Source organism: Pseudomonas sp. SDO5271_S396, assembly GCF_054071795.1.
The window spans coordinates 123,192-148,866 of the sequence record NZ_JBSVWB010000006.1; the positions used below are offsets into that span (position 1 = coordinate 123,192).

Annotated in this window: 28 protein-coding genes and 1 tRNA gene; 13 read left to right on the forward strand and 16 right to left on the reverse strand. The window is 60.3% G+C overall.

Annotation, left to right across the window (positions count from 1 at the left end; genetic code table 11):
* Positions 1-29: 29 nt before the first annotated feature.
* A complete protein-coding gene (locus tag ACW9IN_RS07195) occupies positions 30-833 on the reverse strand; it encodes a c-type cytochrome (RefSeq protein ID WP_457365226.1) in 804 nt (267 codons plus the stop codon).
* Positions 834-1,496: 663 nt separating this feature from the next.
* On the opposite strand from ACW9IN_RS07195, the gene ACW9IN_RS07200 reads away from it, so the two are divergent.
* The 3 genes from ACW9IN_RS07200 (at position 1,497) to ACW9IN_RS07210 (ending at position 5,818) form a co-directional block, all read left to right on the forward strand.
* A complete protein-coding gene (locus ACW9IN_RS07200) occupies positions 1,497-2,702 on the forward strand; it encodes an acetyl-CoA C-acetyltransferase (RefSeq protein WP_457365227.1) in 1,206 nt (401 codons plus the stop codon).
* A gap of 16 nt (positions 2,703-2,718) precedes the next feature.
* The gene (locus ACW9IN_RS07205) at positions 2,719-4,866 is read left to right on the forward strand and encodes a 3-hydroxyacyl-CoA dehydrogenase NAD-binding domain-containing protein (RefSeq protein ID WP_457365228.1); all 2,148 of its coding nucleotides are present in this window, start codon (positions 2,719-2,721) and stop codon (positions 4,864-4,866) included.
* A 226-nt stretch (positions 4,867-5,092) separates the two neighbouring features.
* Positions 5,093-5,818, forward strand: a complete 726-nt coding sequence (locus tag ACW9IN_RS07210; RefSeq protein WP_457365229.1) for an amidotransferase — start codon at positions 5,093-5,095, stop codon at positions 5,816-5,818.
* Here the strand turns inward: ACW9IN_RS07210 and ACW9IN_RS07215 are convergent.
* From ACW9IN_RS07215 to ACW9IN_RS07225, 3 genes are all read right to left on the reverse strand, one after another.
* A complete protein-coding gene (locus ACW9IN_RS07215; RefSeq protein ID WP_457365230.1) occupies positions 5,815-6,786 on the reverse strand; it encodes a magnesium and cobalt transport protein CorA in 972 nt (323 codons plus the stop codon). The genes ACW9IN_RS07210 and ACW9IN_RS07215 overlap by 4 nt on opposite strands.
* Positions 6,787-6,916: 130 nt before the next feature.
* Positions 6,917-7,660: a lysophospholipid acyltransferase family protein gene (locus ACW9IN_RS07220; RefSeq protein ID WP_457365291.1), complete on the reverse strand. Its 744-nt coding sequence runs from the start codon at positions 7,658-7,660 to the stop codon at positions 6,917-6,919.
* A gap of 214 nt (positions 7,661-7,874) precedes the next feature.
* Positions 7,875-8,567: a crotonase/enoyl-CoA hydratase family protein gene (locus ACW9IN_RS07225; RefSeq protein ID WP_457365231.1), complete on the reverse strand. Its 693-nt coding sequence runs from the start codon at positions 8,565-8,567 to the stop codon at positions 7,875-7,877.
* A 319-nt stretch (positions 8,568-8,886) separates the two neighbouring features.
* Here ACW9IN_RS07225 and ACW9IN_RS07230 point away from each other — a divergent pair.
* Positions 8,887-8,976: transfer RNA gene (locus ACW9IN_RS07230), tRNA-Ser, on the forward strand.
* Positions 8,977-9,229: 253 nt separating this feature from the next.
* Positions 9,230-9,694, forward strand: coding sequence for a RidA family protein (locus tag ACW9IN_RS07235; protein ID WP_457365232.1), 465 nt, complete (start codon positions 9,230-9,232; stop codon positions 9,692-9,694).
* A gap of 25 nt (positions 9,695-9,719) precedes the next feature.
* Here ACW9IN_RS07235 and ACW9IN_RS07240 read toward each other — a convergent pair whose 3' ends face one another.
* The 4 genes from ACW9IN_RS07240 to ACW9IN_RS07255 all read right to left on the reverse strand — a co-directional run bounded on the left by ACW9IN_RS07240 (position 9,720) and on the right by ACW9IN_RS07255 (position 12,401).
* Positions 9,720-10,073: a gamma-glutamylcyclotransferase family protein gene (locus ACW9IN_RS07240; RefSeq protein ID WP_457365233.1), complete on the reverse strand. Its 354-nt coding sequence runs from the start codon at positions 10,071-10,073 to the stop codon at positions 9,720-9,722.
* 16 nt (positions 10,074-10,089) lie between these two features.
* Positions 10,090-10,749 carry a M24 family metallopeptidase gene (locus tag ACW9IN_RS07245; RefSeq protein WP_457365234.1) on the reverse strand — a complete coding sequence of 220 codons (660 nt, stop codon included), beginning with the start codon at positions 10,747-10,749 and terminating at the stop codon, positions 10,090-10,092.
* Between the two features lie 134 nt (positions 10,750-10,883).
* On the reverse strand, positions 10,884-11,462 hold the full coding sequence (locus ACW9IN_RS07250) for a DUF4337 domain-containing protein (protein ID WP_457365235.1): 579 nt from the start codon (positions 11,460-11,462) through the stop codon (positions 10,884-10,886).
* Positions 11,463-11,516: 54 nt separating this feature from the next.
* On the reverse strand, positions 11,517-12,401 hold the full coding sequence (locus tag ACW9IN_RS07255; protein WP_457365236.1) for a LysR family transcriptional regulator: 885 nt from the start codon (positions 12,399-12,401) through the stop codon (positions 11,517-11,519).
* A gap of 97 nt (positions 12,402-12,498) precedes the next feature.
* On the opposite strand from ACW9IN_RS07255, the gene ACW9IN_RS07260 reads away from it, so the two are divergent.
* A complete protein-coding gene (locus tag ACW9IN_RS07260) occupies positions 12,499-13,467 on the forward strand; it encodes an NAD(P)H-binding protein (protein ID WP_457365237.1) in 969 nt (322 codons plus the stop codon).
* Positions 13,468-13,488: 21 nt separating this feature from the next.
* On the opposite strand, the gene ACW9IN_RS07265 is transcribed toward ACW9IN_RS07260, so the two are convergent.
* Positions 13,489-14,385: a LysR substrate-binding domain-containing protein gene (locus ACW9IN_RS07265; RefSeq protein ID WP_457365238.1), complete on the reverse strand. Its 897-nt coding sequence runs from the start codon at positions 14,383-14,385 to the stop codon at positions 13,489-13,491.
* A gap of 97 nt (positions 14,386-14,482) precedes the next feature.
* Between ACW9IN_RS07265 and ACW9IN_RS07270 the strand changes: the two genes are divergently transcribed.
* Complete coding sequence (locus tag ACW9IN_RS07270; RefSeq protein WP_457365239.1) at positions 14,483-15,331, forward strand: oxidoreductase; 849 nt, start codon at positions 14,483-14,485, stop codon at positions 15,329-15,331.
* Positions 15,332-15,436: 105 nt separating this feature from the next.
* The gene (locus tag ACW9IN_RS07275; RefSeq protein WP_457365240.1) at positions 15,437-16,126 is read left to right on the forward strand and encodes an HAD-IA family hydrolase; all 690 of its coding nucleotides are present in this window, start codon (positions 15,437-15,439) and stop codon (positions 16,124-16,126) included.
* A 37-nt stretch (positions 16,127-16,163) separates the two neighbouring features.
* Here the strand turns inward: ACW9IN_RS07275 and ACW9IN_RS07280 are convergent, their stop codons facing one another.
* The gene (locus ACW9IN_RS07280) at positions 16,164-16,910 is read right to left on the reverse strand and encodes a 3-oxoacyl-ACP reductase family protein (RefSeq protein WP_457365241.1); all 747 of its coding nucleotides are present in this window, start codon (positions 16,908-16,910) and stop codon (positions 16,164-16,166) included.
* Between the two features lie 127 nt (positions 16,911-17,037).
* Here ACW9IN_RS07280 and ACW9IN_RS07285 point away from each other — a divergent pair, with 127 nt between their 5' ends.
* Complete coding sequence (locus tag ACW9IN_RS07285) at positions 17,038-17,961, forward strand: LysR family transcriptional regulator (protein ID WP_457365242.1); 924 nt, start codon at positions 17,038-17,040, stop codon at positions 17,959-17,961.
* A 137-nt stretch (positions 17,962-18,098) separates the two neighbouring features.
* On the opposite strand, the gene ACW9IN_RS07290 is transcribed toward ACW9IN_RS07285, so the two are convergent.
* The 3 genes from ACW9IN_RS07290 to ACW9IN_RS07300 all read right to left on the reverse strand — a co-directional run bounded on the left by ACW9IN_RS07290 (position 18,099) and on the right by ACW9IN_RS07300 (position 21,622).
* Positions 18,099-18,827, reverse strand: a complete 729-nt coding sequence (locus tag ACW9IN_RS07290) for an aspartate/glutamate racemase family protein (RefSeq protein WP_457365243.1) — start codon at positions 18,825-18,827, stop codon at positions 18,099-18,101.
* A 13-nt stretch (positions 18,828-18,840) separates the two neighbouring features.
* Positions 18,841-20,373, reverse strand: a complete 1,533-nt coding sequence (locus tag ACW9IN_RS07295; protein WP_457365244.1) for an NCS1 family nucleobase:cation symporter-1 — start codon at positions 20,371-20,373, stop codon at positions 18,841-18,843.
* A 514-nt stretch (positions 20,374-20,887) separates the two neighbouring features.
* On the reverse strand, positions 20,888-21,622 hold the full coding sequence (locus tag ACW9IN_RS07300; RefSeq protein WP_457365245.1) for a phosphoadenylyl-sulfate reductase: 735 nt from the start codon (positions 21,620-21,622) through the stop codon (positions 20,888-20,890).
* A gap of 151 nt (positions 21,623-21,773) precedes the next feature.
* Here ACW9IN_RS07300 and thrH point away from each other — a divergent pair, with 151 nt between their 5' ends.
* The 3 genes from thrH to ACW9IN_RS07315 all read left to right on the forward strand — a co-directional run bounded on the left by thrH (position 21,774) and on the right by ACW9IN_RS07315 (position 23,287).
* Entirely contained in the window at positions 21,774-22,391 is a 618-nt protein-coding gene (gene thrH, locus ACW9IN_RS07305; RefSeq protein ID WP_457365246.1) for a bifunctional phosphoserine phosphatase/homoserine phosphotransferase ThrH, read from the forward strand.
* A 237-nt stretch (positions 22,392-22,628) separates the two neighbouring features.
* The gene (locus ACW9IN_RS07310; protein ID WP_457365247.1) at positions 22,629-22,931 is read left to right on the forward strand and encodes a type II toxin-antitoxin system HigB family toxin; all 303 of its coding nucleotides are present in this window, start codon (positions 22,629-22,631) and stop codon (positions 22,929-22,931) included.
* Positions 22,931-23,287: a helix-turn-helix domain-containing protein gene (locus ACW9IN_RS07315; protein ID WP_457365248.1), complete on the forward strand. Its 357-nt coding sequence runs from the start codon at positions 22,931-22,933 to the stop codon at positions 23,285-23,287. Before ACW9IN_RS07310 ends, ACW9IN_RS07315 begins: the two co-directional genes overlap by 1 nt.
* Before the next feature lie 69 nt (positions 23,288-23,356).
* On the opposite strand, the gene ACW9IN_RS07320 is transcribed toward ACW9IN_RS07315, so the two are convergent.
* The 3 genes from ACW9IN_RS07320 to ACW9IN_RS07330 all read right to left on the reverse strand — a co-directional run bounded on the left by ACW9IN_RS07320 (position 23,357) and on the right by ACW9IN_RS07330 (position 24,903).
* Positions 23,357-23,614 (reverse strand): DUF2790 domain-containing protein, encoded by a 258-nt coding sequence (locus ACW9IN_RS07320; protein WP_457365249.1) that lies wholly within the window; start codon positions 23,612-23,614, stop codon positions 23,357-23,359.
* Positions 23,615-23,648: 34 nt separating this feature from the next.
* A complete protein-coding gene (locus ACW9IN_RS07325) occupies positions 23,649-24,416 on the reverse strand; it encodes an alpha/beta hydrolase (RefSeq protein WP_457365250.1) in 768 nt (255 codons plus the stop codon).
* Between the two features lie 172 nt (positions 24,417-24,588).
* Positions 24,589-24,903 carry a cupin domain-containing protein gene (locus ACW9IN_RS07330; protein WP_177037558.1) on the reverse strand — a complete coding sequence of 105 codons (315 nt, stop codon included), beginning with the start codon at positions 24,901-24,903 and terminating at the stop codon, positions 24,589-24,591.
* Positions 24,904-25,157: 254 nt separating this feature from the next.
* On the opposite strand from ACW9IN_RS07330, the gene ACW9IN_RS07335 reads away from it, so the two are divergent.
* Positions 25,158-25,610, forward strand: coding sequence for a MarR family winged helix-turn-helix transcriptional regulator (locus ACW9IN_RS07335; protein ID WP_177037559.1), 453 nt, complete (start codon positions 25,158-25,160; stop codon positions 25,608-25,610).
* Positions 25,611-25,675 lie beyond the last annotated feature (65 nt).

Here is a 25,675-nt window from a genome sequence, read left to right on the forward strand (position 1 = left end):
GCGGAGCGTGGGAACAATCAATCCCTAGATCAGGGCTGCTTGCGCCCCGCCATATGCTTCAAATACCCCACCAGCAACTCCAGCTCGCTGTCCGGCAACACGCTGGTTGCGAACGCCGGCATCTTCGCCTGCGGCCAATGCCTCAGGCTCTGCGGGTCGCGGATATAGCGCTTGAGGAAATCACCGCCGAAATATTCGGTGGGGTTGTAGGGAATATTCAGGTCCGGCCCCACCTGGGCATCACCGGCCCCATTGAGGCGGTGGCAGGCCAGGCAGTTTTTCTGGAACAGTGCGAAGCCCTGATTGATCGGGTCATTGGCTGGCAGTTTCGGGTCGGGCAATAACGCGGGGAAACGCTCGGCCACGGTCTTCAATTGCTTGATCACTGACAGCTGAAATGGCCACTGCTCCGGGCTGATAGCCCCTGCCTGCGGATCGGTCCACACCAGGTAAAACGGCCCGGCGCTCGGTTTGCCCGGCGCCAGTGCAGGCCACGGCTGGGCCGGGTCTTCCACCGCCAGCCAAGCCCGGGCCCCGGAGGTTTGCAGCAACGGCGCGGCGGCGAGTTCAGCGGCGAATCCATCGAGGGCCACGGCTTGCAGATGATCGTTCGGCTGCAGGCCCGGCAAGAGCGCCGCCAGCGGCACGGCGCGATAAGTCATGGTGCGCTTGTAGGAAACGTCACCGATGATCTGCACCGTCTGCGCGTCCGCACGCTTGAGCAGGTCGGCGGTCTGCCAAGTCGTGCTGGCGTGGTCGAGCTCGAGGGTCAAGGAGGCTGCCGAGGCGGGCAGGGCGATGAACAGCGCGAGAAGGGCGAGGATCGATTTCAATGGGAAAGCCCGATGGCAAGGTGGCAATGGGGCCCAAGATACCGGAAATTCACGCGCAAAAAGACAGCCCCTGCAACAGGACCGCTATACGCAATGCCCTGGCAGGTGCTGCCAAACGCTGCCGTCCTGATGCAATGAATGCACGGAATGTGAGGACTGAGAGGTCACCCGATAACCTTGGTTAAATTGGGCAAGATCAGAATCAGTGTGGTGGCGAACAGAATGAGTCCCGCCTGACGAACTTTCGTATGCTTGAACATGGCTGACTGCCTTTTGTTGTTATTCCTGAGCGTCAAATGCGTGCCGGTTTATTTCAGTATCGCGAGGTGACGTTGCACTTTTCTTACGGCTGATTCTTACGGCTGCTCCAGCAAAACCCGGCAGCAGCTCCTTACAGATTCAACCTTAGAGCCCTCGTTCTTCGCGGCTTAGATCCATTTCATATCAGCTAGTCAGAATTCGCGTTAAAAACGGCATGAGGCCTATCGCCATCTTGGCGCCAGCCCCTTGGCTAGACAGCTAAAACGATTAACCCCGGGTTTCCCGTAGGGACCTACCGTTCGTCCGAGCGTGGGGGTCAAAAGCAATGAGCGCATCCGTCATTGAAACCGTGTCAATCGGGCCTAAGGTAAGGGCACACCTGCACAGCGGTTCGAGGACGTCATGACCCAAGCTTTGATCTTTGATGCGATACGTACGCCCCGGGGCAAAGGCAAGGCCGACGGTGCCTTGCACAGCGTCAAGCCGGTCGACCTGGTGGCCGGTTTGCTTACCGCGCTGGCCCGGCGCAACGACCTCGATACCCATCAGGTGGATGATATCGTGCTGGGCTGCGTGACCCCCATCGGCGACCAGGGCGCCGACATCGCCAAGACTGCCGCTTTGGTAGCCGACTGGGACATCAGCGTCGCCGGCGTGCAGGTCAATCGCTTCTGCGCTTCCGGGTTGGAGGCAGTCAATCTGGGCGCCATGAAGGTACGCTCCGGCTTCGAAGACCTGGTGGTGGTGGGTGGTGTCGAGTCGATGTCCCGCGTGCCCATGGGCAGTGACGGCGGGGCTTGGGTGCTCGACCCCCACACTAACCTGCACACTCATTTCACGCCCCAGGGGATCGGCGCAGACCTGATCGCCACCCTGGAAGGCTTCAGTCGTGCAGACGTCGACGCCTTCGCCCTGCATTCCCAGCAGAAAGCGGCCAGGGCGCGCGCGGACGGTTCCTTCGACAAGTCACTGATCGCGGTGAAGGACCAGAACGGCATTGTGCTGTTGGACCATGACGAGTTCATTCGAGGCGACTCCACCCTCGAAGGCCTCGGCAAACTCAAGCCGAGCTTTGAAATGATCGGGCAGATGGGCTTCGACGCCACGGCGCTGCGAGTCTACAGCCATGTGGAGCGCATCGACCATGTGCATACGCCGGGCAACAGCTCCGGCATCGTCGACGGTGCTGCGTTGATGCTGATCGGCTCCGAGGCCAAAGGCCGCGAATTGGGCCTGCGACCTCGGGCGCGTGTGGTCGCCACGGCGGTGACCAGCACCGACCCGACCATCATGCTCACCGGGCCGGCGCCCGCCACGCGCAAGGCGTTGGCCAAGGCTGGTTTGCGTGTGGAAGACATCGACCTGTTCGAAGTCAACGAAGCCTTTGCCTCGGTGGTACTCAAGTTCATCAAGGACATGGGCATCGACGCGGCGCGGGTCAATGTCAACGGCGGCTCCATCGCCATGGGCCATCCTTTGGGCGCCACTGGCTGCGCGATCCTCGGCACCTTGCTCGATGAGCTGGAACTGCGCCAGCAGCGCTACGGCCTGGCCACCCTGTGTGTCGGTGGTGGCATGGGCATCGCTACCATTATTGAACGTCTCTGAGCCCAAGGAAGCTGTCATGACCGACGCCATTCGTTACGAAAAAGGCCAGGACCAGATCGTGGTGCTGACCCTCGATATGCCAGGCCAGAGCGCCAATACCATGAACGGCGCGTACCGCGAGGCCATGGCGGCCACGCTCACGCGGCTGGAAGCCGAGAAGGAGGGCATCGCCGGGGTGGTGATCGCCTCGGCCAAGAAGACCTTCTTTGCCGGTGGCGACCTCAATGAACTGATCAAGGTCGACAAGGCCCGTGCCCAGGCGTTCTACGACGGCGTCGGGATATTGAAAGCGCAGCTGCGTCGCCTGGAAACCCTCGGCAAACCGGTGGTGGCCGCGATCAACGGCGCGGCGCTGGGGGGCGGTTGGGAGATTTGCCTGGCCTGCCATCATCGGGTGGCGCTGGATGACAAGTCGGTGCAACTGGGCTTGCCGGAAGTCACCCTGGGCCTGCTGCCGGGCGGCGGCGGGGTGGTACGCATGGTACGCATGCTGGGGCTGGAAAAGGCGTTGCCGTACCTGCTGGAAGGCAAGAAGGTTCGACCGCAACAGGCGCTGCAGGCCGGTTTGATTGATGAGCTGGCGGCGGATCGGGACGAATTGCTGGCTAAGTCCCGAGCCTGGATTCTGGCCAACCCAGAGGTTAAACAACCCTGGGACAACAAGGGCTTTCAGCTCCCGGGCGGCACGCCGTCCAACCCGAAAGTGGCGCAGATGCTCGCCATTGCCCCGTCGATTCTGCGCAGCAAGACCCAGGGTTGCTTCCCTGCTCCGGAGAAGATTTTGTGCGCCGCCGTCGAAGGTGCCCAGGTGGATTTCGACACCGCGCACCTGATCGAAACCCGCTATTTCACCGAGCTCGTCACCGGCCAGGTGGCGAAAAACATGATCGGTACCTTCTGGTTCCAGCTTAATGATATCAACGCCGGCCGCTCGCGCCCCCGGGGGTTTGCGCCTTATGTGACGCGCAATGTGGGTGTACTCGGCGCGGGAATGATGGGCGCCGGTATCGCCTATGTCAGCGCCTGCGCAGGCATTGAGGTGGTGCTCAAAGACATCGACCTGGCGGCTGCCGAAAAGGGCAAGGCACATTCGGCGGCGTTGCTGGACAAAAAAGTCGGGCGTGGGCAATTGACCGTCGAGCAGCGGGAAATCACCCTGGCGCGGATCCGTCCTACGGCCTCCGATGCTGATCTGGCCGGCTGTGACCTGATCATCGAAGCGGTGTTTGAGAACCGTGAACTGAAAGCCACCGTCTCCGCCGCCGCCCAAGGGGTGGTCGGCCCCGACGCGGTGATCGCTTCCAACACCTCGACCTTGCCCATCAGTGGCTTGGCCACCGCCGTGCCTGACCAAAGCAAGTTTATCGGCCTGCATTTCTTCAGCCCCGTGGACAAGATGCCGTTGGTGGAAATCATCAAGGGTGCTCGCACCAGCGATGAAACCCTGGCTCGAGGTTTTGATTTCGTACTGCAAATCAAGAAAACCCCGATTGTGGTCAATGACAGTCGCGGCTTCTTCACCTCACGGGTGTTCGGCACGTTCACCAGCGAAGGCATCGCCATGCTCGGCGAAGGCGTGGCGGCGCCGCTGATTGAAACCGAAGCACGCAAGGCCGGCATGCCGGTGGGGCCGCTGGCGGTGTCCGATGAAGTGTCCCTCACCCTGATGAGCCATATCCGACAGCAGACAGCGAAAGACCTGCAAGCCGAAGGCAAGGCGATGCCGGCGCATCCGGCCACGCGGGTGATCGAGTTGTTGGTCAACGAGTACAAACGCACGGGCAAAGCGGCGGGCGGCGGTTTTTATGATTATCCCGCCAGTGGGCACAAACACCTGTGGCCCGAGTTGAAAACCCGCTTCCAGCAGGCGGAAAAGCAGATTTCGCCGCAGGACGTGCGCGACCGGCTGCTGTTTATCCAGGCCATCGAGACCGTGCGCTGCGTAGAAGAGGGCGTGCTGTTGTCCACGGCAGACGCCAACGTCGGTTCGATCTTTGGCATTGGCTTTGCCGCCTGGAGTGGTGGCGCATTGCAGTTCATCAACCAGTACGGCCTGGACGACTTCATCGCCCGCGCCCGCTACCTGGCCGAGCAGTATGGCGAGCGCTTTGCACCGCCGGCGTTGCTGTTGGAGAAGGCCGCGCAGGGCGAGATATTTACCTGATCGAATGATTGATGCAGACCCCATGTGGGAACGATCAGAGCAGAACTTGTGTGGGAGCGGGCTTGCCCGCGATGACGCTATATCAACCGACAAATACGTTGACTGATACACCGCTATCGCGGGCAAGCCCGCTCCCACATGAGGCGCTTGGCGGGCTTGCTTTGCAGGTGCATTTCAAGGCAGGCTTGGGTGTGCATTATTCCCATCACCGTGTCAGGTATTTTTTATGTCGCTACGCGTCTGCATTCTGGAAACCGATGTCCTGCGCCCGGAGTTGGTGGACCAATATCAGGGCTACGGGCAGATGTTCCAGCGTCTGTTTTCCCAGCAGCCGATTGCTGCCGAGTTCACCGTGTACAACGTGATGAACGGCGACTATCCCGCTGACGACCAGGTGTTCGACGCTTACCTGGTCACCGGCAGCAAAGCCGACTCTTTCGGCACCGACCCCTGGATCCAGACCCTCAAGACCTACCTCCTGAACCGCTACGAGCGTGGCGACAAGCTGCTGGGCATCTGCTTCGGCCACCAGTTGCTGGCGCTGTTGCTGGGCGGCAAGAGCGAGCGGGCGAGCCAGGGCTGGGGCGTGGGCATTCACAACTACCAGATGGCCGCCAAGGCGCCGTGGATGAGCCCGGTGGTGGAAGAACTGACGCTGTTGATCAGCCACCAGGACCAGGTCACCGCGCTGCCGGAAAACGCTACCGTCATCGCCTCCAGCGATTTTTGCCCGTTCGCCGCGTACCACATCAACGATCAGGTGTTGTGCTTCCAGGGCCACCCGGAGTTCATCCACGATTATTCACGCGCCTTGCTGGATATTCGCCAGGCGAACCTGGGCGAAAAAATCTACACCAGCGGCGTGGCCAGCCTCGCGCGTGACCACCACGGCGTGACCGTGGCGGAATGGATGATGCGCTTCGTGGCGCACAAGCCCGAGGCCACCGCTTAAAGCCAGCCCGAGCGCTTGAAGCTGGCCCACAGGCTGGTGCAGCCCACCGCGATAAGCCCGAGCACGGCAAAGTAACCGTAGTGCCATTGCAGCTCGGGCATGTTCTGAAAGTTCATCCCGTAAATCCCCGCTACAGCGGTGGGGAACGCCAGGATCGCCGCCCAGGCTGCGAATTTGCGTTGCACCACGCTCTGGCGCGATGCCTCCAGCAAGACGCCGATCTCGATGGTCTGGCTGGCGATATCGCGCAGGGTCGTGAGGTCTTCCATCTGCCGGGTGACGTGGATCTGCACATCCCGGAAATACGGGCGCATATTCTTGTCGATGAACGGGAAGCTCAGCTTCTGCAATTCCTGGCTGATCTCCACCATCGGCGCCACATGCCGTTTGAGCCGCAACACGTCGCGGCGCAGGCCGTGGAGGTTCTGGATATCACGCTCACTCAACGAGCTGCACAGCACGTTGCGCTCCAGTTCGTCGATTTCCGCATGGATCGCCTCGCTCACCGGCTGGTAGTTCTCGGTGACGAAATCCAGCAGCGCATAGAGCACGAAATCTTCCCCATGCTCCAGCAGCAGTGGTCGCGCCTCACAACGTTGGCGCACGTATTTGTAGGACGCCGAATGACCGTTGCGCGCGGTGATGATGTAGCCGTTGCCGGCAAAGATATGGGTTTCGATAAACACCAGCTTGCCGTTCTCGCGCACCGGTGAATAAGTGACGATAAACAGCGCATCGCCGAAGGTTTCCAGCTTCGGTCGGCTGTGTTTTTCCAGGGCGTCTTCGATGGCCAGTTCATGCAGATTGAATTGGCGTTGCAGGTTGGCCAGTTCCTGGGCGTTGGGTTCTTCCAGGCCGATCCAGACAAAGTGGCCGGGTTTGGCGGCCCAGGCCGCGCCTTCGTCGAGAGTGATATCCGTGACTTTCTTGCCAGCGCTGTAAACGGCGGCCGCAACAACTCTACCCATGGTGCTGATCGCTTCTTGTTGGGAGGACAGATGTTGGGCAGCTTAGCCTGAGGCGAGTTCGATTGTTACAGCACTTGGCACTTGGGGTGAGCGAACTTGCTCGCGGAGGGGGGGCGAAGCACCCCAAACCTCAAGCCGTTCGCAACTCAGGATTGCCCTGAGCAATAGCGGCATCCATTTCTTCAATGCACGCCGCCATCTGCGCCTGACAAGCCTGCATCAACCGGGGAATGTCATCCACCGTCATCCCGGCAGTCGGAATGGGCGGCAACGAGCGTATGAGCACATCACCGCTGTTCCAGCGATTGAGCTGCATATGACTGACGTAGTTGCTGACGCACACTTGCACGATCGGCACGCCGGCGCTGATCGCCATATGGAACGCCCCTTTCTTGAACGGCAGCAGGCCGTTGCCCAGGTTGCGCGTGCCTTCCGGGAACACCCAGATCGAGGTGTCTTCATGTTGCAAGGTTTGGGTGGTGGTGAGCATCGCGCGGCGCGCCTGGTGAGCGTTGCCGCGGTCGATCAGCACATTGCCGGCCAACCAGAACAACTGGCCAAAAAACGGCACCCATTTCAGGCTTTTCTTGGCGATGCACACCGTGCGATGGGGCACCACGGTGCCGAACACGAACAGGTCATAGTTGGACTGATGGTTGGCGATGACCACACAGGTGCCGGGTTTGTCGCGCAACGAATCGACATCGGCCTTCACCTTCAACCGCAGGATCCACATGGCCGGCACGGCATACAGGCGCGCGCACAAACGACTGTTGTCTGGGTTGAACGGTCGGCACAGGCCCAACAGCACGCCCAATGCGCCCGCGACGATAAAGTGCAGGCCCATCAACAACATACGCAACAGAAACAGCATCGACACGGCCTATCGAGACAAAAGGTGGCGCAGTGTACGGATGTGCACTGTATTCGGCAATTGCCCCTGCGGACGTGGGAGATAGGCGATGTTTGAGTACATGTTTCAACCTGTGCCAAAAGGGGCAGGCTAGAGCGACCCGCTCGCTCTCAGGTTAATTTGTAAGAAAAAGCCCGACTCAAGGTCGGGCTCCGGCACTGCGCATGGTGGTGGCTTAGCTCAGGATGTGGCCCTGGTCCTGGATGATCGCGTCGTCCAGGGCTTCCAGCAGTGCTTTGCGTACTTTCAGTTTGGTGTGCTTGTGGGCGTTCATGTTCAGTTTCTTCAATTGACGTGCCGCTTCCAGGGCTGCCGCCTGCAATTCCTCCGGTGCCACCACCTTGTCGAGGAAACCCGCCTGTTGCGCGCTTTGCGGGTCGAACATCTCGGCATTGATCACCGAGCGATGGAACGCCGACTTGCGCAAACGATCCCGCGCCAACTCGATGCCCGCGTGGTGCATGGTCATGCCGATCGCCACTTCATTCAGGCCAATGCTGAACGGGCCCTCGACACCAATCCGGTAATCCGCCGACAACAGCAGGAACGCGCCCTTGGCCACCGCGTGCCCGGGGCAGGCCACAATCACCGGGAAGGGGTGCGACAACAGGCGCCGCGCCAGCGTCGAGCCGGATGTGACCAAGCCAATGGCTTCTTTGGGCCCGGCGGTCATCACTTTCAAATCGTAACCGCCCGACAGAATCCCCGGTGTCCCGGTGATGATCACCACCGCGCGATCCTTCTCGGCCTGGTCCAGCGCTTCATTAAAGGCGCTGACCACCGCCGGGGAAATGGCATTCACCTTGCCGTTGCTCAAGGTCAGGGTCGCGATACCGTCTTCGAGGTGGTAGGCAATCAACTCACTCATGACGCGGTTCCTTGTAGGGTTTGTTATAGAGGGGCATACCCAAACGTTACCCACCCCGTCTGTCTCGGTAAAGCGCCGTGACTGACTGCCCAGTCAGACTTTTCCCGCACACCGACCCGCAAGCGCCCGTGGCAACGCGCAGCAACGGCCCCAGACACCTGCACGCGATGCCCGAGAATGGCAGAATCACCGCCCCTTACGGGACCCTGCCTGGTATTACCTTCTAAGCGCATGAAAATTCTGAAAAAAACCTTTGCCATCAGCAAGGCTTTCGACTACATTAGCGCGCCTCGACAGACTGAACGGTTTGACGAGATACGGTGAAGTGTCCGAGTGGCTTAAGGAGCACGCCTGGAAAGTGTGTATACAAGAAATTGTATCGAGAGTTCGAATCTCTCCTTCACCGCCAAATTCGATGTAAACAAAACCCCTGGTTTCGAGAGAAACCAGGGGTTTTGTGGTTTTTGGCGTCTGAAAAACGGCCATATGGGGCAGAGCCCGGACAGATAAGTGATTTTTTCGCGCGAGAGGCTATCGTTGCGTCGAGCCCACCTCTGCGCGAACCCCGGCCTTTCACACCGGGGGCAGTATCAAGCGCATGACGATCACAGGCACCCCCCTGTGGTCGTGACCATGCCCAGACCCTCGAAGGATAGATTTCCATGCAGTTCCTGAAACTTGTATGCGCGGCAATGACACTCATCGCGGCAGGAAGCGCCCATGCACAAAGCGCGAACTTCGCCAACCCTCCTGGCATCGCCAAGCCATTCGGTTACTCACATGTAGTGGTCGTCCCTGCCGGGCAGCGGACGGTCTTCGTTTCGGGGCAGTTGGGTTTTCTGCCGGACGGAAAGATGGCAGGCGCGCCGGGCGACTTCCGGGCGCAGGCTCATCAGGCCTTTCAGAACCTCCAGGTGGCCCTTGAGTCTGCGGGCGCCCAATGGGAGAGCGTGGTGAAAATCAACATGTACGTGACGGATGCCAGAACTCAGCTGCCTTTGCTGCGCGAGGTCCGCGACAGCTTCGTCAATACGGGCGCGCCTCCGGCGAGTACTACGGTCGAAGTTTCCCGGTTAGTGGTCGAAGGAGCGTTGTTCGAGATCGATGCGGTGGCCGTTGTTCCTTGAGATTCATGCCGGAGAGTTTTTATCTTCACGCCTGCACGTACACCCAGGCAGTCAGGCCCGAGGCCAGGGCGACTGAAATCCGTTTGTAGTCCGACACTTCATAGGCGTCCGCCGCTGCCAGTTCCTGCTCGGTGATCTGAAAGACCATGCCTTCAACGCTGCAGGCGTTGTCGGCGGTGGGGGCCACGATGGGGTGATGGGTCTTGCCGCTGGTGGCCAACACTTCAGGGTCGGTGATCTCGACCCAGCTCTTCGAATAACCGAGCATTGCGTCGTGCTGGCCAGTGAGTTCGCGGCCAAAGTTAGTGAGTTGCACGGCCTTGTCCTGCAACGTGCCGTAGGAAAAAAGCAACACAGGATGATCGGTGGAGAGTTCCATTGATGGTCCTTAAAGGTCAGGCGAGCAAGTCTTCGTAGAAAGCGCCGTAGGGCTTGGTCGGGTGCGCGATCTGGATTTCCAGGATCCAAAGCCCGGCATTCGGGTAGTGCTCGAAATCCCCCAGGTCACCGCCGCGATGAATGGCGTGGGGAAAGTCGCTGACGCGGTGGCCCTTGATGTCGAGGTTCAACTGCCAGCCCATGGCCCGGGCCTGTTCTTCGGCGTAGCGGTACAGCTCGAGACCCACCATCCGGTCGTTTCTCCAGCGCGATTCCACCCGGTCGAACAGCGTTTTGGCGGCGTTGGCGCAGGCGATCATTTCCGGGTCGTTGCCGGTGCTGAACGTAGCGCCCGCATCGCCCTCATGGCCCTGCCAGACGGCGCCCATGTCGATGAAGAAAATATCGTTTTCACCCAACACCGGGTCGCCCTCGGAACGCTGGTTGAAGGCCTTGAGGGTGTTGCCACCGAAACGCACCAGCAACGGGTGCCAAATGCGCTGCATATCGAGGTCGGCGAGCACGTGCTTGCCCAGTTCACGGGCTTCGGATTCACGCATGCCGGGACGGATGCGCCGGGCGAGGTGATCGATGGCTTGCCAGGTCATGGCCTGGGCATGGCGCATGGCGTCGATGCTGTAGGCGGCGCCCACGGCTTCCTTGGGTTGTGCGGTCACCGGCGTTTCCTTGAGTTGGGCATGGGCTTCGTTATGCTTTTTACTATATAGCGAGGTGATGACCCAACCAAGGCAAAAAAGCGGTGTCCGACGACGTTTTCTGTCGAAAAAAACGGCAGGCCCCGGGCGTATGTCTAAAGATGCAACCAGGCAAGACTACCCAGCACCACCGCTGCCCCGCCGGCCGTATACGACAGGCGTTTCAACCATTCCCGCCGTGTCAGCAAGGTGATCGCCGCCAGCGAAATTGCGATCTGAATCGCCGTCATGGCCTGGGCCCAGCGGTGATGCTGGTGCAGTGCCTGTTCTGATTTTTCATCCCATTCCCTTGAGGTGGCCTCCAGCTTCTCGGCCTGTTTGCGCACGTCTTCCTTCTGGCTTTTGTAACGCTCGATCTCTGCCGTGTAATGCGCCGCATCCACGCCGGGAATGTGGGTAGCCAGTTCCGCCAGGTTCTGGCGGCTGGATTTGGCCTGGTAGTAATTCCACTGGTTGGCGGCTTCGGTCTTGAAGATGGCGGCGTTGTTCTTGTCCATCGCCGCTTCGCTTTCGGTGGAGCCGGCCTGATAGCTGAGCATGGCGCCGAGGGTGGCCATCAGGGCGGTCATCACGGCAATGCGACTGGCGAAATTGTCCCCACGGCCGTGGGCATGTTCGGTGGTGTGTTCGAGGTGTTTTTCGTGGGGGCTGGGGACTTCGAAGGTTTCGGACATAGGGCTGTCTGTGAACGGAATGAGGGCGTGTGATTGTTCACCACGCCAGCTGTCTCAATCCTGTACGTAACGCTGCAAACCCTCGACCAGCGCATCAAAAGTCACCCGGCAGCGCGGGCTGGTGCGCAGGTCTTCATGCATGGTGACCCAGGTGTCCAGCGCTATGGAGACGCCTTGCGGCAGCACCCGCCGCAGACGCGGGTCGCGCTTGGCCAATTGCACCTGGCAGCCGCCGATCCCAGCACCAGCGCGGATCAGTGCCAGTTGTGCCAGGTCACTGTCACTGCTCAGGGCAAAGGCGCTGCGTTCGAAGCCTTTGATTGCCAGGCTGCGGATAAACGCGTTTTCCTGATCGAAACCGATCACCGAGTGATGTGCCAGATCCTGCATCTGCTGGGGCGTGCCGTGTTGCTGCAGGTAGTCATCGCGGGCATGCAGGCCCACTTCGATCAAGCCCACGCGCCGCGCCAGCAGTTGTTCCTGGCGAGGGCGCACCATGCGCACGGCGATGTCGGCTTCCAGTTGCAACAGGTCGCTCAGGCGATTGGTCAGCACCAGTTCAACCTTGAGGAGCGGATGGGTTCGGCGCAGTTCGGTGAGGATCGGCGGCAACACTTCCACGCCGACCACCTCGCTGGCGGAAACTCGCACCACACCGCGCACGTCATCGCCTTGGGCCGAGGCGGCCCGTTCCAGAGCGGCCGCCGTGCGCGCCATGGTTTCGGCGTGGGGGCGCAGGGTGTGCGCCATCGCTGTCGGCAACAGGCCGGTGGGTGAACGGGTGAACAGCACCACGCCCAGCGCCGTCTCCAGCGCGGCAATATGCCGGCCGACCGTGGGCTGCGTGATGCCGAGCAACCGTGCGGCCCCCGACAACGATCCTTCCTCGAGTACACCGAGAAACGACCGATAAAGCTCCCATCCAATATTCGATGCCATGCATAAATGTATAGCGACTTAACAATCTTCGGCAATTTATCTATAGCGGCGCCCCGCACACACTGTCCTCCACAACACACAGTGGCGGGAGGCGGTGATGAGCAAAGTGCTGGTATTGGGTGCTACGGGAGGTATTGGCGGTGAAGTGGCGCGGCAGTTGAACGCGGCAGGCTGGGAGGTGTGTGCATTGACCCGCGACGTGGACAAGGCACGTGGCCAGAATGCGGCGTTCACCTGGCTCAAGGGTGACGCACTGAACCGTGAAGACGTACTGACCGCCGCCCGTGGCTGCGTGGTGATCGTTCACGCCGTGAACCCGCCGGGTTATCGCAACTGGGCGCAACTGGTATTGCCGATGATCGATAACACCATCGCGGCCGCCATCGCCGAAGGCGCGACCATCGTGTTACCTGGCACGGTTTACAACTACGGGCCGGATGCGTTTGCGAGGTTGCGCGAAGACTCGCCCCAGCATCCGCACACCCGCAAGGGCGCGATCCGTGTGCAACTGGAGCAGCGGTTGTTCGATGCGTCGCGGCAAGGTGCCCGGGTGCTGATCGTGCGGGCGGGGGATTTTTTCGGGGGCGGCGCGGCCAACAGCTGGTTTTCCCAGGGGCTGGTCAAGCCCGGCAAACCGGTAGGCAGAATCAGTTATCCCGGCGCGCCAGGCATCGCACATCAGTGGGCCTACCTGCCTGATGTGGCGCGCACGATGCTTCAACTGCTGGAGCGTCGCGAAGCGCTGGCGCCGTTTGCACGGTTTCACATGGCCGGGCATGTGGATCACGACGGCCGCCAGATGGTCGAGGCGATACGTCGCATCGTGCTGCGCAGGACCGGCACCGAACCCCGCGCAGGCCTGTTTCCCTGGTGGTTGCTGAAGCTGGCTGCGCCCTTCGTCACCACCTTGCGTGAATTGCAGGAGATGCGTTACCTGTGGCAAATCCCGCTGTTGATGGACAATCGTCCATTGGTGCAGGCCCTGGGCCGCGAACCGCACACGCCGCTGGACGAGGCAGTGGAAGCGACGCTGATCGGCATGGGCAACCTGCCCCGGAACGTTTGATCAACGAGCTTGCGCTGGCCTTCAAGCGCTCAGGGTTTCTTGCAGATAATCGATGAACACCCGCAGTTTTTTCGGCGTGTTGCTGCGATTGAAGTAATACAAGTACAGCGCGCTGTGGGTGATCCAGTCGCCCAAGACCTCCACCAACTCGCCGGATTGCAGATAGGGTTCGACACTGGAGCGCGCCACGTAGGCAAAGCCGAAGCCGTCGAGTGCGCCGCGGACCATCAGCTCGATATCGTTGGTGGCCAGCCGGCCCTTGACGGAAACGCGCAGCGGCTTGCCGTCCCTTTCAAAGTCCCAGCGGTGCAGCAGACCGGTCTGCGCGCTGCGGTAATTGACGCATTCATGTTCGAGCAAATCATGGGGATGGGTCGGTACTGTGCGGCCCTGCAAATAGCCCGGGGTGGCGACGATCACAAAGCGCAGTTGCCGGGCCACGGGGATCACCACCATGTCCTCGGCCAATACATGGTCATAGCGGATCCCCGCGTCAAAGCCCTGGGCAACGATGTCCACCAAGGCATTGTCGACCGCGACTTCCAGGTTGATCCCCGGATGCTTGCGCAGGAAACCCTGCAACATCGGCTGCAGCAGCATTCGGCTGGCGGTGGAGGGCACATTCAGGCGCAGGGTACCGCTGGCCTCGACCGTGGCAGCGGCGACGCTGCGCAAGCTGGTTTCCAGCTCTTCCAACAACGGGGTGATTTTTTCCAGCAACTGCGCACCGGCTTCGGTCAGGCTGACGCTACGGGTGGTGCGGTTGAGCAAACGCACGCCCAACTGCTTTTCCAGGGCACCGACGCGTTGGCTCACGGTCGAGACCGACAGGCTCACCGCATCGGCCGCCTGGGTGAAGCTCTTGGCGTGTGCCACCTGCTGGAACAGGCGTAATTGCTGAAAGTCAGGCGTGTCCATTGTGTGGTTTTTCCGAAAGGGTCTTCCGGATTATGCATCTTTTTAACAAGAACGCCCGTGAGCATACTTTTCCCACACACACTCGCAAGGCTTACCCATGACCCATTCCACTGCAAAACCCGTTTGGTTCATCACCGGCTGTTCCACCGGTTTCGGGCGCCAGTTGGCGTCGTACACCTTGAGTCTGGGCTACCCAACCGTTGTGACGGCGCGTAACCCGCAGCAGGTTCAGGATATCGTCGCAGGCTTCGAGGACATTGCCCTGGTACAGGCGCTGGATGTGACCGACCCGGCTCAGGTCGAAGCTGCAATAGCGGCGGCTCAGGCGCGTTTCGGGCAGATCGACGTGCTGGTCAACAATGCTGGCGTCGGCTACTTCGGTGCGTTCGAAGAAAGCCAGTTGGACGAAGTGCGCCGCATGTTCGAGATCAATGTCTGGGGCCTCAGCGCCATGACGCGAGGCGTATTGCCCGGCATGCGGGCGCGACGCTCGGGCACCGTGGTGAATATTTCTTCGGTCGGCGGTATTGCGGCATTTCCCGCGCTGAGTTTCTACAACGCCAGCAAGTTCGCGGTGGAGGCGTTGTCCGAAGCGCTGTCCCAGGAAGTCGCGCCGTTGGGCATCAAAGTGCTGCTGGTCGAGCCGGGGCCGTTTCGTACCGACTGGGCCGGGCGTTCGGCCAATGAGGCGGCGCACGCCATTGACGACTACCGCGAGACGGCGGTGGCGCGTGCCAGTGCGGTGCGCAGTTACAGCGGCAAGCAGCCGGGTGATCCGGTGCGGGCGGCGATTGCCATCGTCAAGGCGGTGGAAGCGGAACAGCCGCCCCAGCGCCTGCTGTTGGGCAAGGCCGCCCTGGGTTTTGCACGGACCAAGGTCAAGGCGCTGAATGCGGATTTCGAAGCCTGGGCCGAGGTCACCGAAGGCGCGGATTTCCCGGAGTGAAGTCAAACGGGGAAGGCCGGGTTGTCCGCAATGGTTGCTTGCGGGCAACCCGGCCCGCTATTGTGCTGAATCCTTTTAGTCCTTCCCCCCAAAGGATCCGTTGTGATGAATGCACCGCGTACCGCCGGCCCGATCAAGGCCGTGATTTTCGATATGGACGGTTTGCTGCTGGACACAGAAGGCATCTACACAGAAGTCACGCAACTCATTGCCGAGCGCTATGGCCGCACCTATGACTGGGGGATCAAGCAGCACATCATCGGGCGCGGGGCCCAGGACCTGGCCGATTATGTGGTCAAGGCGCTGGATCTGCCGATCACGCCGGCCGAGTTCCTGGTGATCCGCGAGCCGCTGATGAGCGAGCGTTTTCCCAAGGCCCAGGGCATGCCCGGTGCCGAAGCGCTGGTGCGGCACTTGAAGGCGCACAATATTCCGATTGCGGTGGGCACCAGTTCGTCGCGCCATTCGTTCGGCCACAAGACGACCCTGCACCGCGAATGGTTTGGTCTGTTCGACACCATTGTTACCGCCGATGACCCGGAAGTCGGCGCCGCCAAGCCTGCGCCCGACATCTTCCTCACCGCCGCCCGCCGCCTGGGCATTGCCCCCGAGGATTGCCTGGTGTTCGAGGATTCACCTTTCGGCGTCACCGCCGCGAAGGCCGCCCACATGACCGCCATCGCCGTGCCCGATGAAGCCATGGCCGACAGCAAGTACCACCACGCCGACCAGATCATCCGCAAACTCGCGGACTTCGACCTGGCCGTCTACGGCCTGCCACCTTTCAAACACTGAGCGCGATCAAAATGTGGGAGCCGGCTCCCACATTGGGCTATGCGCTGAAGCCACCGTCGATGGTCAAGCTCGCACCGGTGATGTAACCCGCTTCCGGGCCCGCCAGATAGGCGACAAAGCTGGCGATCTCTTCCACCTGACCATACCGTCCCACCGCCATCAAGCCGATCAGGCTCTCGGCAAAGTCACCGTTCGCCGGGTTCATGTCGGTGTCCACCGGCCCGGGCTGCACGTTATTGACAGTGATGCCCCGCGGTCCCAGATCCCGTGCCAGGCCTTTGGTCAGTCCCACCAGCGCCGATTTGCTCATGGCATACGGAGCGCCACCGCCAAAGGGCATGCGTTCGGCGTTGGTGCTGCCGATGTTGATCACCCGGCCGCCGTCGCCCATGTGTTTGGCCGCTTCCTGAGTCGCGATAAATACGCTGCGCACGTTGATCGCCAAGGTCTGGTCGAAGTCTTCCAGCTTGAAGTCTTCCAGCGGTGCGATGGCCAGCACGCCGGCATTGTTCACCAGGATGTCCAGGCGGCCGAAGGCTTCGACGGTGGCGGTGACGGCGTGGCGGATCGCTTCTGCGTCGGCACTGTCGGCCTTGATCGCCAAGGCTTTGCCGCCTTCGCTGATCACGCTGTTTTGCAGGTCTTCAGCCTTGGTGGCCGAGCTGACGTAGGTAAAGGCGACGGCTGCACCTTGCGCGGCGAGGCGCTTGACGATGGCGGCGCCGATGCCGCGGGAACCGCCTTGAATCAGGGCGACTTTGCCGGTGAGGTTGTGTGTGGTCATGTCGATCTCCTAGCGAGTTCAAGGCGGAATGCCTTGTTGTTGGAACCGAGTATCGACCTGGCCAGGCCCTCCCGGTAGACCGTGATTGCTATAGTCTGTGTAAACCAAAAGTTTAGAGTGAGACGGTATGGAGAGCTTTGGCAGTATCGAATGCTTTGTGCGCAGCGCCGAAGGCGGCAGTTTTGCGGAGGCTGCGCGGCACCTGAGCCTCACGCCGGCGGCGGTCGGCAAAAGCGTCGCGAAGCTGGAGGCACGGCTGGGCGTTCGGTTGTTCCAGCGCAGTACACGGCGCCTGACCCTGACCGAAGCCGGCAAGCTGTTTCTCGAGGAGGTCAGTGGCAGCCTCATCACCATCCAGAATGCGGTGGCCAACCTGGCGAGCGCCGAAGGGCGCCCGGTGGGCACGCTCAAGGTCAGCATGGGCACGGTGTTTGGCAACCGCTACGTGGTGCCGCTGCTGGGGGCGTTCTTGCAGCGTTTCCCGGATATCAGCCCGGACTGGCATTTCGATAACCGCCAGGTCGACTTGATCGGGCAGGGCTTCGATGCCGCCATTGGCGGTGGCTTCGAACTGCCTCAAGGGGTGGTGGCGCGCAAGCTGGGGCCGGCGCACCGCGTGTTGGTCGCCGCGCCGGCTTATCTGGCGCAACGCCCTCCGGTGCAGGGGCCGGAAGACCTGGCGCGCTGCAGCGGCATCCTGATCCGCTCACCGCAAACCGGCCGCATACGCTCCTGGCAACTGACCAGTCGCGAACGTGAACAACGCCCGCTGGTGCTCAAGCCCGGCATGACCATGAGTGACTCCGAAGCGGCCTGCTGCGCCAGCGCCCAGGGCCTGGGCATTGCGCTGGTGAGCATGCCGATGGCGGTGCCGTTTCTGGACAAAGGTGAATTGGTGCGGGTATTGCCCGACTGGTACGTCGACGACGGCAACATTTCCCTTTATTACGCCGAACACAAGCTGCTGCCCGGCAAGACCCGGGCGTTCGTGGGGTTCATCATCGAGCAGTTTGCAGAGCAGCGATTGGGTGAGCGCTTCAGCGCGGTTTGAGCCGGGCTGTAGACCGAGGCGCGGCCATCGCAGGCAAGCCAGCTCCCACAGGAAAATGCGTTCAACTGTAGAGCCCCTACAGGAAAGATGCGATCTCCTGTGGGAGCCGGGCTTGCCCGCGATGCTGGCGACTCGGTCTACCGGCCAAACTGCCCCGGCCAGCCGATGATCTTCTTCGGCCGCGGCGTCGCATAAGTGCGGATCTTGGATGTGGACAACCCCAGCCGCACCAGCGATTCGGCAATCGTCACCGCCGAGGTCACCCCGTCCACCACCGGGACACCGGTGCGCTGGCGAATCTGCTCATCGAGCCCGGCCATGCCACCGCAACCCAGGCAGATCACCTCGGCCTTGTCGTCGCGGATGGCCAGTTCGGCCTGGCGCACGATGGCTTCCATGGCGGCCAGCGGGTCCTCCTCCAGTTCCAGCACCGCCATGCCGCTGGCCCGCACCGAAGCGCAGCGCTGGTACAGGCCGGCGAGTTTCAAGCGGTCTTCGATCAGGGGCACGGTGCGGTCCAGGGTGGTCACCACCGAGTAGGCGTGGCCCAGGAACATTGCGGTGCTGGCGGCGGCTTCGGTGATGTCCACCACCGGCACATTCAACAATTCCTGCAAGCCTTCGCGACCATGTTCGCCGTAGCCGGCCTGGATCACTGCGTCGAAGGGCTGGTCGTAGGCCATCACTCGGTCCATCACCGCGATGGCCGCCAGGTAGCTTTCGAAGTTGCCTTCCACCGATTCCGCACCGAAGGACGGGGTGAGCCCGACGATCTCGGTGCCCGGCGCGGCCACGGCCCGTGCCTGCTGAGCAATGGTTTCAGTGATGGATTCGGTGGTGTTGACGTTGACCACGAGGATACGCATGGGAGGTCCTTGATTAATGACTGACGTTATCGACTGCAATGCTCTCGCCGCTGACATCGGCGTAATACGGTTGGCGCTTGGCGATCAACAGGTACAGCAACCCTGCAATACCGGCGCCAAACATCCAGGAAAAAGGCGCGACGCTGGCGAACCCGGGCAACAGCGCCAGCAGGATCGCGATCACCGCTGCGGGAATGAATGCTGCCACGGCGCGTAGATTGACCCCACGGCTGTAGTAATAAACGCCATTCGGGTCTTCGCTGTACAACTGCAACACGTCCACGCGGCTTTTACGGATCAGCCAGTAATCGACCATGATCACGCCGTACAACGGGCCGAGCAGCGCGCCCAGGCCCGACAGGAAATACACGATCACCAATGGGCTGTTATAGAGGTTCCACGGCAGGATCAGCACCGCCACGGTGGCGCTGATCAATCCGGCGCGGCGGAAGTTCAGGTACTTGGGCGTCAGGTTGCTCAACACAAAGGCCGGCGCGACGAAGTTGGCCATGATGTTCACCGCCACGGTGACGATCAGGAAGGCCAGGCAACCGAGCACGAGGAAGAAGGTATTGGGGATGGCTGCGATGATTTCGGTCGGGCTTTCGATGATCCGTCCGTTGAGCTGGAACTGCCCGCCGCACAGCAGCACGGTGATGGCGGCGAACACCAGGATATTCACCGGCAACCCCCAGAAGTTGCCGACGATGATGGTCTTGCGGCAGGGAGAAGAGCGGGCGAAATCGCAGAAATTGAGGATGAGCGTGCCGTAGATTGTCAGCCACAGCGCACCGCCGGCGAAAATATTGCGCCACATTTCGCCGCCGCTCAGCGGCTTGCGGATCGACCAGGCAATCTGGCCGCCCACCTGGAAGTACATCCAGCCGGCCAGCGCCGCCACGGTGAGCAAGATCACCGGCCCGGCGAAGGCTTCGTAGCGGCGCACCATTTCCATGCCGTAGGCCAGGATCACCAGTTGCACCAGCCAGATCACCACAAAACACGCCCAGCCCAAGGTCGACAGGCCGAGGATCGAGTTGTGGTCGTAGTCGGCGAACCCTGGATGAATCGCCGACAGCAGCACGCGGAAAACCACCGAGGCCAGGTAGGTCTGGATGCCGAACCAGGCAATCGCGATCACTGCACGGATCAACGCTGGAATCTGTGCGCCATGGATGCCGAAACTGATACGGCTGATCACCGGAAAGGGCACGCCGGTCTTTTGCCCCATGTACCCCGACAGGTTCATGAAGAAATACACCAGCGCCGCGCCGATCCCCAGGGACAACAGAATCTGCCAGCCGCCCAGCCCCAATGCATACAGACCGATGGCAAACGAGTAATTGGCAATGTTGTGTACGTCGTTGGTCCACAGCGCAAAGATGCTGTAGCGCCCCCAGCGCCGGCCTTCGACCTTGGTAGGCGCCAGGTCGCGATTGTGCAGGCGCGGGCTGAGTACCAGCGGGCCGGGGCTGCTGCTTGTGGTGGGGTTCAGGGAAGCGGAGGGCAGATCCAGTGCGATGTCGTTCGAGAGGCTTGTACGCATTCCGGCAGGCTCCAGAGCCTCTGCAACAGAGCGGCAGAGGACAAAGTGTATGTAGGTTTTGTATTTATTGTATACAAAGCGTATTTCACCTTAAGCCACATGCGTGCCAGCTTTCGATCTATGAAAACCTCGGTTAATTTCGTTTTTATAGGTTATTTAAGTAACATGCTGAATTTAAAGCGATATAAATTGACCGTTTGAACAGCTATTTATTTTTGAGCGGTAGATGGGGAATTTGAAGCGGGGAAGGATAAGCGGCGTAGGTGTTACGTAATGGTGCGGTTGAATATGAATTGCACACATAAATGGCACCGATGGTTACATATCTGTGTACATTTCAGCGTTCAACACAAAACAAAGCGTGGGAGCGGGCTTGTGTGGGAGCTGGCTTGCCTGCGATAGCATCACCCCGGTATCACTGATACACCGAGGTGCCTGCATCGCGGGCAAGTCGAGGCGTCGAACCGCCAGCTCCCACACAAGCCAGCTCCCACATTTTTATACCGCGCCAGGCTTACGCCTTGCTGATGATGTTACCGGCATGCAGCCCGCATTCCTTCTGCGTGGCTTCTTCCCACCACCAGCGACCTTCGCGCTCGTGCTGGTTTGGCAGTACCGGACGGGTGCAGGGTTCGCAGCCGATGCTGATGAACCCGCGCTCATGCAGGCTGTTGTAGGGCAGTTCCAGCATGCGGATGTAACCCCAGATCTCCTCGCTGGTCATCTGCGACAGCGGGTTGAACTTGTACAGGGTGCGTTCCGGGGTGGAGAAGGCCGTGTCGATTTCCAGCGCCGCTACCTGGCTGCGGGTGCCGGGGCTCTGGTCGCGGCGCTGGCCGGTGGCCCAGGCGCTGACGCCTGCGAGTTTGCGGCGCAGCGGCTCGATCTTGCGCACGCCGCAGCATTCGCCATGGCCGTCCTTGTAGAAGCTGAACAGGCCTTTCTCTTTGACGAAGGGTTCCAGCTTGCTCTGGTCCGGCGAGATCAGTTCGATGTCGATCTTGTAGAAGTCGCGCACCTGCTCGATGAACCGGTAGGTCTCCGGGTGCAGGCGGCCGGTGTCGAGGCTGAACACCTTGACGTTCTTGTTCAGCTTCCAGGCCATGTCCACCAGCACCACGTCCTCGGCACCGCTGAAGGAAATCCACAGGTCGTCGCCAAACTGGCTGAACGCCAGCTTGAGGATGTCCTGGGCAGACTTGTTGGCATAGGTCGCGGCGAGGTCAGCGACGTCGAAGGCTTGGTTCATCAGGACGGTTCCTACAGGTCAGTGGCGCTGAGCGCTCTCTAGGGGGGCGATGGTATCAAATCCGCCCTGCGTTGCGGCGGCGAGCTTGAGTCGCTAGAGTTCGGCAGTCCTTTTGCTCGCTCAACCAACCACCTGTAAATGGGAGTGTCTTGTGGAAATTGCCTGTCTTGACCTGGAAGGGGTGCTGGTTCCGGAAATCTGGATCGCCTTCGCCGAAAAAACCGGTATTGAATCCCTGCGGGCCACCACCCGTGACATTCCCGACTATGACGTGCTGATGAAGCAGCGCCTGCGCATCCTCGACGAGCACGGGCTCAAGCTCGCCGACATCCAGGAAGTGATCGCCACCCTCAAGCCGCTGGATGGCGCCATCGAGTTCGTCAACTGGCTGCGAGAGCGCTTTCAGGTGGTGATTCTGTCGGACACCTTCTACGAATTCTCCCAACCGCTGATGCGCCAGCTGGGCTTTCCCACGTTGCTCTGCCATCGCCTGATCACCGATGAGCATGACCGGGTGGTGAGTTACCAGCTGCGCCAGAAAGATCCCAAGCGCCAGTCGGTACTGGCCTTCAAGACCCTGTACTACCGCGTGATCGCCGCTGGCGATTCCTACAACGACACCACCATGCTGGGTGAAGCCGACCGTGGGATTCTGTTCCATGCGCCGGAGAACGTGATCCGCGAGTTCCCGCAGTTCCCGGCGGTGCATACATTCGAGGACTTGAAGAAAGAGTTCATCAAGGCGTCGAATCGGTCGTTGAGTCTCTGACTGTCCTCAGCGTCGAGCCCTTGTCAGCGCTGCTGCGTTTGACCCAATAGCAGGAAAGATCCTGATTCAGAACAACTGTGGACGGTATGTGAGCTGGAAGATAGCGTCCAGCTCCGACTGTCCACAGCTGTTTGTGAGGGATCACATGAAGCGTCTGTTTACCCATCAGAAATTGTTTCCCGGATTGCATTTAATCCAGACTGTGTCTACGATCTCCCAAATTGGGAGGTTACAGCGATGCGCATAATCGCTCTATCTACCTTACGAATATTCTGGGAAAGCCATCCAGCCCATGCCGATGCCCAAACGCCGCTGGTTGAGCTGTACCGTCACTTGGAAAAAGCGATTTACTCCACACCGCAGGCGCTCAAGGCAGAGCTCAGAACGGCAAGCGTTCTTAAAGGTGGCAGGGTGGTATTCAACGTCGGTGGCAATAAATATCGAGTAATCATGGCGATCGACTATCAGCGACAGCTTGGGTTCATACGTTTCGTTGGGACTCACGCGCAGTACGATCAGATCAACGCGGAGACCGTGTGATGAACATCAAACCCATACATTCACGGGATGACCTGACTGCAGCGCTTGCGCGCGTAGAGCAGCTATGGGGAGCGCAAATCGGCTCTCCCGAGGGTGACGAGCTGGAAATCCTCGCCATTCTCATTGAAAAATACGAGTCCGAGCATTACCCGATGCCACCTTCAGATCCGGTGGAGGCCATCAAGTTTCGAATGGAGCAGTTGGGGCTGACCGCGCGTGACCTCGAGCCTTTTATCGGTACGAGCGGGCGGGTGTCGGAAGTGTTGAATCACAAGCGCAAGTTGAGCCTGGCGATGATCAAGCGCTTGCACGAAGGTCTGCGTATTCCCTATGAGCGTTTGCTGGCGGGGGAGTAGCGGACAGATGCAGTACCAGGGCAAGCCCTGTTGCGGGCAAGCCTGGCCTCACTTTTGCTCATCCGGCGATCAATTGTCACTCGGGCAACTGGTGCCCTGAACCTGGTAATCCAGCACATGCTCACGGTTCTGATGGTCGAGGTAGTCCAGCCGCGAAGGGACGATGCCGCATGCGCCATTGGTGTCGGTGCTGGTCAGGACTTTATTGATGTCCAGGTGTACGAAAAAGCCTGTCTTGTCGTGAATCACGGCGGGTGTGGGCATGTCGGCGGCGAACACGGAGCCGGTGACAAGCAGGGTGGCCAAGCCGAGGGTGATCAGTTTCATGGTGCTCTCTCTCTTTAAAGTGTTGGGTTAGGGATCAAGGCTGACGGCCGGACGCTTCGAGAATCAGGTCGCTGATTTCCCTGGCATGGGACACCAGTGACAAATGGCTCGAGGGCAACTCGATGGTGTTGGCATTCATGCGTTTGGCCAGAAAGCGCTCCAGATCCGGGTTGATGGTCTGGTCGTTGCTGGAAACCGCGTACCACGAAGGTTTTTCGCGCCAGGCCGCGTGAGCGATGCGGCTATTGAGGTTCTTTGAGATCGGCTGCTGTACTGCGAACAGTTCCATCGCCTTGGCAGGGGGCACATCGGCGGCGAAGTACTTGAGGAAGGCTTGCTGATTCAGGCTCAGGTAGCCGTCGTGTTCTTCGATACCGGCGACCGCCGGCATGCTCGGATACCGGGCGGAGAGGGCCGCAAAATCTTCGTTGGCATCCGGGGCACGCGCCGCGACGTACACCAGGGCACTGACGTTCGGGTTGACTCCGGCGTCGCTGATGACAGCCCCTGCGTAGGAATGGCCGACCAGCACGGTAGGACCATCCTGCTGAGCCAGCACCCGTTGAGTGGCGGCGACATCCTCCGGAATTGAGTTGAGCGCGTTTTGTACCGCCGTGACGTGCAGGCCGGCGGCCTGCAGCCGGGTGATCACTTCTGACCAGCTTGACCCATCGGCAAAAGAGCCGTGAACCAATACCACGTTGTTCGCCTTGATCGGTGCGACGGCGGCGGCCATTGCGCCACCGCTGCCCAGCATCAACAGGCTGGTAGCGATCAGGCAGAGTGTGTTGGCAGACTTCATGGTGTGGACCTCATCAGCGCAAAGTGTGGGTGGAATCGGCAGCCTTCTGCGTTGAACGAGTCGGCTGCACAGGGTTCGGGTTTTTTCGTATGCGATATGGTCGTATGCGATGTTTTTTGGTGTACGTCGACTGCACGTATCCATTCAAACGATCAGGCTACAGGCCCAAGCATCATTCTTTGATCAGTGAAGCGCCCTGATGGGACAGGAAGAACGAGGAGTCTTCCAGGGCAACGGCGTCGTGTTCTTCGCCCGGCCCGATTTTCAGGTAGTCACCCGCCGCCAGGACCAGGTCGCCGAAGCGGATGCGCCCGCTAAGCATCATGATTTCCTCGCGACCTTCGTGATCATGCAGCGGAAAGCGCGCACCGGTGGTGAATTTGACCAGCTCCGAGCCGTCGCCATTTTCTCCCCAGATGGACAGGAAGCTGACGCCGGGATGTTCGGTGCTTTCGAAGACGCGCTGGGACTCAGTCAAGTGGATCATGATTTTCTTCCTTCAGGGTTTGATCAATGGGTTTTGGTAGTTTTGCGCATTCGATTAAATCGAATGCGATTTAAATTTCTATGATTTGCCCGGCCTTGTCAAACTTTTTCTCAGGGCATGTATTCACGGCCAGAGCCGCCGTGGATTCGCTGCCTGGGTAAGCACCGGAAACAACCACTCTTCCGATTTGATCGCATGCGTAGTAAATTGGCGGTTCGCAGTTGAAGTACCAGCATGCACCAGGGAGCTTTTCGATGAAAACCAAACAGCCCATCACGCCAGACATCCAGAGCCTTTCTGAATTCCTGTGCTTTTCGGTGTATTCCAGCAATCTCGCGTTCGGGAAAATCTATAAACCCGTGCTGGAAAAATTCGGTCTGACCTACACGCAATACATTACGATCGTGGCGCTCTGGGAAGAGGAGCCCGTGACTGTCAGTGCGTTGGGGGAAAAACTTTTTCTGGAGTCCAATACCCTGACGCCGATCCTGAAGAAGCTTGAGGTCGCCGGCTTTGTAACGCGTCGCCGGGATGCCGAAGACGAGCGGGTGGTTCAGGTCAGCCTGACGAAAAAGGGACGCGCGCTGCGTGAAAGTTGCCCGGAACTCGACATCACCGAGGCGACAGGCCTTTCGCCCGAGGAGTTCACCCAGATGCAACGTGCCATCAGCAAGCTGCGCGACAGCCTGAATCGTTCGCGAGCCTGATGCCGGGCTGGCTTCACCCTTCATCAAGAACCGGACGCGCACCGCCCGGCAGCATCAGGGCAAGA

Excerpts from the sequence above, each read along its gene's own strand:
- ACW9IN_RS07200 (WP_457365227.1), top strand. The coding sequence starts at position 1,497 with ATGACCCAAGCTTTGATCTTTGATGCGATACGTACGCCCCGGGGCAAA.
- ACW9IN_RS07205 (WP_457365228.1), top strand. The coding sequence starts at position 2,719 with ATGACCGACGCCATTCGTTACGAAAAAGGCCAGGACCAGATCGTGGTG.
- ACW9IN_RS07210 (WP_457365229.1), top strand. The coding sequence starts at position 5,093 with ATGTCGCTACGCGTCTGCATTCTGGAAACCGATGTCCTGCGCCCGGAG.
- ACW9IN_RS07215 (WP_457365230.1), bottom strand. The coding sequence starts at position 6,786 with ATGGGTAGAGTTGTTGCGGCCGCCGTTTACAGCGCTGGCAAGAAAGTC.
- ACW9IN_RS07220 (WP_457365291.1), bottom strand. The coding sequence starts at position 7,660 with ATGCTGTTTCTGTTGCGTATGTTGTTGATGGGCCTGCACTTTATCGTC.
- ACW9IN_RS07225 (WP_457365231.1), bottom strand. The coding sequence starts at position 8,567 with ATGAGTGAGTTGATTGCCTACCACCTCGAAGACGGTATCGCGACCCTG.
- ACW9IN_RS07235 (WP_457365232.1), top strand. The coding sequence starts at position 9,230 with ATGCAGTTCCTGAAACTTGTATGCGCGGCAATGACACTCATCGCGGCA.
- ACW9IN_RS07240 (WP_457365233.1), bottom strand. The coding sequence starts at position 10,073 with ATGGAACTCTCCACCGATCATCCTGTGTTGCTTTTTTCCTACGGCACG.
- ACW9IN_RS07250 (WP_457365235.1), bottom strand. The coding sequence starts at position 11,462 with ATGTCCGAAACCTTCGAAGTCCCCAGCCCCCACGAAAAACACCTCGAA.
- ACW9IN_RS07255 (WP_457365236.1), bottom strand. The coding sequence starts at position 12,401 with ATGGCATCGAATATTGGATGGGAGCTTTATCGGTCGTTTCTCGGTGTA.
- ACW9IN_RS07260 (WP_457365237.1), top strand. The coding sequence starts at position 12,499 with ATGAGCAAAGTGCTGGTATTGGGTGCTACGGGAGGTATTGGCGGTGAA.
- ACW9IN_RS07265 (WP_457365238.1), bottom strand. The coding sequence starts at position 14,385 with ATGGACACGCCTGACTTTCAGCAATTACGCCTGTTCCAGCAGGTGGCA.
- ACW9IN_RS07270 (WP_457365239.1), top strand. The coding sequence starts at position 14,483 with ATGACCCATTCCACTGCAAAACCCGTTTGGTTCATCACCGGCTGTTCC.
- ACW9IN_RS07275 (WP_457365240.1), top strand. The coding sequence starts at position 15,437 with ATGAATGCACCGCGTACCGCCGGCCCGATCAAGGCCGTGATTTTCGAT.
- ACW9IN_RS07280 (WP_457365241.1), bottom strand. The coding sequence starts at position 16,910 with ATGACCACACACAACCTCACCGGCAAAGTCGCCCTGATTCAAGGCGGT.
- ACW9IN_RS07285 (WP_457365242.1), top strand. The coding sequence starts at position 17,038 with ATGGAGAGCTTTGGCAGTATCGAATGCTTTGTGCGCAGCGCCGAAGGC.
- ACW9IN_RS07290 (WP_457365243.1), bottom strand. The coding sequence starts at position 18,827 with ATGCGTATCCTCGTGGTCAACGTCAACACCACCGAATCCATCACTGAA.
- ACW9IN_RS07295 (WP_457365244.1), bottom strand. The coding sequence starts at position 20,373 with ATGCGTACAAGCCTCTCGAACGACATCGCACTGGATCTGCCCTCCGCT.
- ACW9IN_RS07300 (WP_457365245.1), bottom strand. The coding sequence starts at position 21,622 with ATGAACCAAGCCTTCGACGTCGCTGACCTCGCCGCGACCTATGCCAAC.
- ACW9IN_RS07310 (WP_457365247.1), top strand. The coding sequence starts at position 22,629 with ATGCGCATAATCGCTCTATCTACCTTACGAATATTCTGGGAAAGCCAT.
- ACW9IN_RS07315 (WP_457365248.1), top strand. The coding sequence starts at position 22,931 with ATGAACATCAAACCCATACATTCACGGGATGACCTGACTGCAGCGCTT.
- ACW9IN_RS07320 (WP_457365249.1), bottom strand. The coding sequence starts at position 23,614 with ATGAAACTGATCACCCTCGGCTTGGCCACCCTGCTTGTCACCGGCTCC.
- ACW9IN_RS07325 (WP_457365250.1), bottom strand. The coding sequence starts at position 24,416 with ATGAAGTCTGCCAACACACTCTGCCTGATCGCTACCAGCCTGTTGATG.
- ACW9IN_RS07330 (WP_177037558.1), bottom strand. The coding sequence starts at position 24,903 with ATGATCCACTTGACTGAGTCCCAGCGCGTCTTCGAAAGCACCGAACAT.
- ACW9IN_RS07335 (WP_177037559.1), top strand. The coding sequence starts at position 25,158 with ATGAAAACCAAACAGCCCATCACGCCAGACATCCAGAGCCTTTCTGAA.